The organism is Propionivibrio sp. (genome assembly GCF_016790145.1).
Classification (GTDB): Bacteria; Pseudomonadota; Gammaproteobacteria; order Burkholderiales; family Rhodocyclaceae; genus Propionivibrio.
Window position 1 is genome coordinate 1 of record NZ_JAEUOI010000072.1, and the last position, 6,134, is coordinate 6,134.

Here is a 6,134-nt window from a genome sequence, read left to right on the forward strand (position 1 = left end):
TCAATTACACGCTACCGGGCTTGATCGAGGCAAGCTCAACACCTGCCTGGCAGAGTCTCTGCGCTGGGTCAACGGCAACAGCGAATAACCGCAGTGAGCGCGACAAATTGGCCGCAACACCAGGTTTGGCGAGGGTTTGGCTCTTACCCCAGCCCTCCCACAGGGGGTTTGCACCCTTCTCCCTGCGGGATGAGGGCCTAGGGATATTAGCTTTACGCTCAACTGCGGTTTTTGGTTTCAACCGCAGACTCAACCTGTCTTTCAGCACCATACGTTATAATCTGCGCCAATTTGACAGCAGCCTGCCTGAATTGCTCGTGCGGTCTGCGCAGCACGTGCTGATATGGACCCGAATAGATTAAAAACGACGACTGACCTCGCCCATGAGTTTTCCTGCCTCATTGCCAGCCGCTGACCTGGGACGCTATTTCAAGGTCATACAGGATGCTGTCGACATTCGTAACCACTATGAGCTCTTGAAGTGGCTGCAAGGCGACATACAGAGCTACCTGCCGCACGAGATCATGATTGCCGCGTGGGGTGACTTCCATCTCGGATTGATCCGGCACGACATCGTTTCCAACCTGCCCGGCGTGCGCACCGAATACTACAGTACCGAGCTTCTGCACCCGTTTCTACTCGAAATGTTCGAGCACTGGGTCGAAATCGGCAAAAAGTCGTTCATCCTGGGTTCCGTAAAATCCGGATTCGCCCTTGAAGACAGCGGCATCAAATGCGCTCTTGGTGGCGCCCTCAAGGACATGCGCTCATCGCTGATTCATGGCATCAGCGATGCACGCGGTCGCCATGACTGCCTCTATGTCATGCTCAGCACCAAAGTCAGGCACGAAGAGCTGTCGCGCAACGCCATGCAGAATCTGCTCCCCTACCTCGACACCGCCCTGCGGCAAGTTGCCCATCTCCCACGCCAGAACGAAATGCTCAACCCGCAGGAAGCAACAAGTGAAGCGAACGATGAACTCCTCAGTTCGCGCGAAATAGAAATCATGAGCCGGGTTCGGCAGGGCAAGACCAACATCGAGATTGCCCAGATACTCGACATCAGCGCATTCACGGTGAAGAACCACCTTCAGCGGGTATTCAAGAAGTTGGGGGTATTCAATCGTACGCAGGCGGTCTCAAAGTTCGAAACAACGCAAAAAGCCTTCAGGGACTGAGCCATGCAATCCGCCGCCAATATCGCTTCAATGCACAGCAAAGCCCGTCCGATAGACCGCGACAACCTGCTGGGTGCGATCGAGGTGTTTCTGGATCCCGTTGTCCTCACCCTGTCCCTTGCGCTGCTGACCCTCCACTTTGAAGGCGAATTCCTGCCGCCTTATCTGCTGCTCGCCGTGCTGCTCTTCGCGCTCACCTTTCCCGGCACCTCCCAACTGCAGTCCCCGGTCTGGCGTCTGATGCTGGACATAACGATCAACTGGCTGTGGGTTGCCGGGCTGCTTCTCTTTCTTGGCTTTGCCAGCCGCTACCTGAAAGTTTTTTCCAGCGAACTGCTGATCACCTGGTTTTGGGTTGCACCGCTGTCCCAGTTTGGAGCCCACCTGGCCCTGCGCGCACTGGCGCCCCTGTTCTTATCGATGCAGGGGCCGCCGCTACGCGCCATCATTGTCGGCATGAACGAACAGGGCCTGGCGCTGGCCAACCGTATTGCACAGAATCGTTATCTGCTCGTCGACCTGTGCGGCTTCTTTGACGATCGCGCCGCAGCGCGCCTTGGCGATCAGGGAAACTTTGCAATTCTCGGAAGGCTTGAAGATCTGCCGGGCTACGTCAAGAAAAACTACATCCAGCGCATCTACCTCTCGCTGCCGATGGCCTCCCAGCCGCGCATCCTGCAGGTACTCGACGAACTCATGGACACCACGGCGTCGATCTATTTCGTTCCGGACATGTTCATAACCGACCTCATCCAGGGGCGCACCGGATCCGTCTGCGGGATGCCTGTCATATCGGTCTGCGAGTCGCCTTTTGCCGGCAGCAGCGGCCTCCTCAAGCGCAGCAGCGACATCGTTCTTTCGCTGCTGATCCTAACCCTGATCATTCCGCTTCTATTGTGCATTGCCATCGCCGTCAAGCTCACCTCGCCCGGACCGGTCATCTTCAAGCAGCGCCGCTACGGGCTCGACGGCAAGGAGATACTGGTCTATAAATTCCGCACCATGACCGTCTGCGAGGACGGGAACGCAATTAAACAAGCGCAGAAAAACGATAGCCGCTTCACCCCGCTTGGCCGCTTCCTGAGGAAGACATCAATGGACGAACTGCCGCAGTTTATCAATGTCCTGCAAGGCGACATGAGCATTGTCGGGCCGCGCCCGCACGCCATCGCCCACAATGAGATGTATCGCAAACTGATCAAGGGCTACATGATCCGCCACAAGGTCAAGCCCGGCATCACCGGCTGGGCGCAGGTCAACGGTTTTCGTGGAGAAACTGAAACGCTCGACAAGATGCAGGGGCGCATTGACCTCGACCTCGACTATCTGCGCAACTGGTCGCTATCCCTTGATCTGCAAATCATATTCAAGACCATCCTTGTCGTTTTCAAGGACCAGACCGCTTACTAGGCCAGACAATCATGCCATATAACAATTTCGCGACACTTGAGCAGCTCGGTAGCGCCTCCAACTTCATCGATGACATTCTTGAACTATTCAAATCGCCATCGCTGCTAGAGCATTTTTCCCGCGAGGAATGCAGTCTGCTGTGCTCCTACATGGTATGTTATGGCGCCCCCAGCCAAGCCACCATACTGCAAGAGGGCGACAGCGGGAACTTCATGCTGATAATCCTCACCGGCTCGGTCAATGTCATCAAGCACTGGAAGGACAACGAGTACAAGATCGTCGCAATGGTTGGTCCGGGCGAATTCCTCGGCGAGATGTCGCTGGTTGACGGGCAGCAACGCTCGGCTACCTGCAAAACGGCCGAACCGACCGATTTTGCCGTATTCACGCATGAGGCGCTGAACGAAATCCTCATCGACCACCCGCGTCTCGGCAACAAATTGCTGCTCCTGCTCCTGCAACTGATTACGGTACGCCTGCGCGAAGCTACCATCCGCATGCTGCCCACCATCATCAGCACACTGGTCTGAGCGCTGCCGTGAACCGTCTTCAACGCTGCTTCCTCTTGCGCGCGCGACGTGCCGCATTACTTGCACTCGCCGGATTGCTGTGCGCGAGCGCAGCGCGTGCCGACAATCTCGACACCTGGAACATCTTTATCGGCACCAACGTAACGTACTACAGCAACCTCTTCCTGCTGCCCCCCTCGGCCAACGCCCAACTCCTGATCGGCACATCCGACAAATCGGACATCCTCACCGCCACCACCTTTGGCCTCAAGATCAACAAGGCCTACTCGCTGCAACGCTTCGAACTCGACCTGAACATCATCGATTACCGGTACAGGAACTTTGACTACCTCAATTTCACCGCCCCAAACTACAATGCGGCTTGGCGCTGGCGCCTGACCCCCTACCTGAGTGGCAACCTGAGCAGCAGCTTCCAGGAATCAATGAACAACTTTTACGACACCCGAAACTTCAGAAGGCAAAACCTGCGCACCTACGAAAACCAGCGCTTCGATGCCGACCTCGAGCTCGGCGCCGGCTGGCACCTGCTCGGCGGCGTGACCCAGGACGTCAGCAAGAACAGCGAGATATTCGTTGCCGAAGGCGATACCACGATCAATTCAGTCGAAGCCGGCGCCCGCTATGCTTTCCCATCCGGAAGCAGCCTCAAATACATCAACCGCACCGGGCGGGGCGTCTACGACAACCGCCCGGTACCGATACCCGCCATTCAGCTCGACAACCAGTTCGATCAGACCACCAACGAGTTGAGCCTCAAGTGGCCGATCAGCGATAAAACCAGTCTGAATGGACGCATCGGCTGGCTCGACCGAAGCCACGACACGTTCACCTCACGCGACTTCAGCGGCACCATCGGGGAGCTCAGCCTCAACTGGAACGTCACCGACAAGACCCTTATTCGCGGTGGCTGGACGCGCCAACTTGCAGCCTATGAGACGGAGTACAGCAGCTATACCGTCACCGACGGCTTCTACTTCAACCCGATCTGGCAAACAAGCGCCAAGACCGCGCTGCGCTTCCGATACGATTACATGACGATCGATTATCTGGGTGCCATCGCCCCCACCGCATTCAACGGTCGTAGCGACAAGCTCAATACCGCCCTGCTCGCCTTCGACTGGCAACCCCTGAATGCCCTCTCGCTCTCCGCTACCGTGACCGACAGCCGACGCACTTCCAACACACCGGACAATGACTACAAGAACGCCACCGCCGGCATCAACGTCCAGTTCAATTTTTGATTTTTTCGTGTAACGAGCGCTGTTCGCCGTTCACAGATCGGGTTAGCGCAGAGACCCGCAAACGAAAACCTGACAGGATCATGATAACCGATTAGCCCGAAAGGACTATTTATCTTGTCGTCTTACGCTGGTATTGTTGCACTTTGTTATTTTTGTTGCCGGGGCGGAGCGGCAGTTTTACCTGATGCCGCGCCAGGAAAACCTGAGGGCCAACACACGAAAGTGAGGCGGTTCCTCACTTTTACCAGAACCGATATAGAATGTCGGCTGCCCTGAAACCGGATCGCCCTGTCACCGGACATCTTGTTCCGGCTTAACCGAGAGAACCAACACGATCATGCGAAATATGCTCAGCACCCGAATCGCCCTGCCGATCCTTGCCGCCTCACTGCTTATCGGTCTTTCTGCCTGTGGCAGCAAGGACGAAAAAAAGCCGGCCAGCCAGGTCGCCGCCAAAGTCAATTCCGAAGAAATCTCAGTGCACCAGATCAACTTCGTGCTCGGGCGCAGCAACGCCGCTGCCATCCCCCCGGAACAGGCACCGCGCGTTCGCCGTGAAATCCTCGACAAGCTGATCGACCAGCAGCTCGCCGTCGAAAAGGCCGTCGAAAAGAAGATCGACCGTTCGCCGGAAGTCCTCATGGCCATCGAAGCGGCGCGCCGGGAAATCCTCGCCCGCGCTTATATCGAACAGATCGCTGCCGCGCAACCCAAGCCCACACTGGAAGAAGCCAAAAAATACATTGCCGAGCATCCGCAACTGTTCGCCGAGCGCCGTATCTACAACATACAGGAAATTGTCGTACCGGCCTCCAGCAACGTCCTTGGCAACCTGCGCGAGATGGTCGCTGCCAGCAAGTCGATGGAAGACATCGCCATCTGGCTCAAGAGCAAGGACATCAAGTTTACCGGTGGCAGCGCTACGCGACCGGCCGAACAGATTCCCCTCGACCTGCTGCCGAAAGTCCACGCGCTGAAAGACGGCCAGGGCCTGCTGCTCGAAAATGCCCAGAGCATCACCATCATGCGCCTGGCCGCTTCTCAGTCGGCACCGGTCACCGAAGCCGTCGCCATACCGCGCGTGCAGCAGTTCCTTGGCAACCAGCGTGCCGGCGAAGCGGCAGCGAGCGAGTTGAAGCAACTCAAGGCCAATGCGAAAATTGCCTATATGGGCGAGTTTGCCGAAAGTGCCGCTGCACCGGCAACGGCCGCAACGCCGGCTGCTGTACCGGCAACGGCACCGGCCAAGGCACCCGCACCCGCTGCCGAAAAAAAGCCGGCCAGCAGCAACATCGAAAAGGGCGTTGCCGGTTTGAAATAAGCTGTAAATCTGCATTGGCCTGATGGTCAGTCATGATGAATCGGGAGTTTCTGGAAATTTCATACCGGCCATCCCACACCGCGCTACCGCGCACCCTCTCCCGCGGGAGAGGGGCTGGGGTGAGGGTCGGGTAAGAAGCGCGGGTTATGCCCCGGAGATCAAAGGGACGATGTCTAAAATCCCTTTGGGGACACGATCGCTAACCCGACTTACGGGTTCGCGACAGGTTGAAAGAGCGTGCCACTGTGTTTGCCCGGATAAATCGGAGTAATAAATGCTTAAACGACTACAACATGCATTCCTGATTTTCGCTACGCTGCTGGCGACCAGCGCCTTTGCGCAGGACAAGGCGGCCCAGCAACTCGACTACCCTCTCGGTGCGGGTGACGCCATACGCGTTCAGGTCTTCCAGAACCCCGACCTGACCATTGAAGCCCGGGTCTCGGAAAACGGC

Annotated in this window: 6 protein-coding genes; all 6 read left to right on the top strand. The window is 57.1% G+C overall.

What is annotated here, in order from left to right; genetic code table 11:
- The first annotated feature begins 383 nt into the window (after window positions 1-383).
- Window positions 384-1,178, top strand: a complete 795-nt coding sequence (gene epsA / locus JNM42_RS06335) for an XrtB/PEP-CTERM-associated transcriptional regulator EpsA (RefSeq protein WP_294267790.1) — start codon at window positions 384-386, stop codon at window positions 1,176-1,178.
- Between the two features lie 3 nt (window positions 1,179-1,181).
- On the top strand, window positions 1,182-2,588 hold the full coding sequence (locus tag JNM42_RS06340; protein WP_294267792.1) for an undecaprenyl-phosphate glucose phosphotransferase: 1,407 nt from the start codon (window positions 1,182-1,184) through the stop codon (window positions 2,586-2,588).
- Between the two features lie 11 nt (window positions 2,589-2,599).
- Window positions 2,600-3,118 (top strand): cyclic nucleotide-binding domain-containing protein, encoded by a 519-nt coding sequence (locus JNM42_RS06345; protein WP_294267794.1) that lies wholly within the window; start codon window positions 2,600-2,602, stop codon window positions 3,116-3,118.
- Window positions 3,119-3,126: 8 nt separating this feature from the next.
- Complete coding sequence (epsL, locus tag JNM42_RS06350) at window positions 3,127-4,359, top strand: XrtB/PEP-CTERM-associated polysaccharide biosynthesis outer membrane protein EpsL (protein WP_294267796.1); 1,233 nt, start codon at window positions 3,127-3,129, stop codon at window positions 4,357-4,359.
- Between the two features lie 346 nt (window positions 4,360-4,705).
- The gene (locus JNM42_RS06355; protein ID WP_294267798.1) at window positions 4,706-5,680 is read left to right on the top strand and encodes an EpsD family peptidyl-prolyl cis-trans isomerase; all 975 of its coding nucleotides are present in this window, start codon (window positions 4,706-4,708) and stop codon (window positions 5,678-5,680) included.
- 274 nt (window positions 5,681-5,954) lie between these two features.
- Window positions 5,955-6,134, top strand: a 180-nt coding sequence (locus JNM42_RS06360; protein ID WP_294267799.1) for a polysaccharide biosynthesis/export family protein, incomplete at its 3' end; no start/stop codon positions are given.